General features: G+C 66.6%; 1 protein-coding gene. It reads right to left on the bottom strand.

All coding sequences use genetic code 11. The features are described 5' to 3' along the window. Position 1 precedes the first annotated feature (1 nt). Positions 2 to 772, bottom strand: a 771-nt coding sequence (locus tag CTZ28_RS46375; protein WP_398658146.1) for an electron transfer flavoprotein subunit beta/FixA family protein, incomplete at its 5' end; no start/stop codon positions are given.

Here is a 772-nt window from a genome sequence, read left to right as displayed (position 1 = left end):
CTCAGATGAACTTCTGGCCCGCGAGGAACTCGGCGAGCTGCTTGCCGCCCTGCCCCTCGTCCTTGACGATCGTGCCGGCACTGCGGGCCGGGCGCTCGGTCGCGGACTCGACCGTCGTCCAGGCACCCGCCAGACCCACCTCACCGGCCTCGATCTCCAGATCGGACAGGTCCCAGGACTCCACCGGCTTCTTCTTGGCAGCCATGATCCCCTTGAAGGACGGGTAACGGGCCTCGCCCGACTGGTCGGTGACCGACACCACCGCCGGAAGCCGCGCCTCCAACTGCTCCGAGGCGGCATCCCCGTCACGGCGGCCCTTCACCACGCCACCCTCCACCGACACCTCCGACAACAGCGTCACCTGCGGAACACCCAACCGCTCCGCCAGCAGCGCCGGAACAACACCACCCGTACCGTCCGTCGACGCCATACCGGAGATCACCAGATCGAAGCCGGCCTTCTCCACCGCCCTGGCCAGCACCAGGGACGTACCGATCGCGTCAGTGCCGTGCAGATCGTCGTCCTCCACGTGGACCGCCTTGTCCGCGCCCATCGACAACGCCTTGCGCAACGCGTCCTTCGCATCCTCAGGACCCACCGTCAACACGGTGACCTCGACATCGTCATCGGAGTTCTCGGAGATCTGCAGCGCCTGCTCGACCGCGTACTCGTCCAACTCGGAGAGCAGACCGTCCACATCATCCCGGTCGACGGTCAGGTCATCGGCGAAGTGCCGGTCACCCGTGGCATCGGGCACATACTTCACAGTGAC

Origin of the sequence: Streptomyces shenzhenensis (genome assembly GCF_003688995.1) — a bacterium.
Taxonomy (GTDB): domain Bacteria; phylum Actinomycetota; class Actinomycetes; order Streptomycetales; family Streptomycetaceae; genus Streptomyces; species Streptomyces shenzhenensis_A.
The sequence above is the reverse complement of the archived record's forward strand: the minus strand, read 5'-3'. Positions and strand labels throughout refer to the sequence as shown.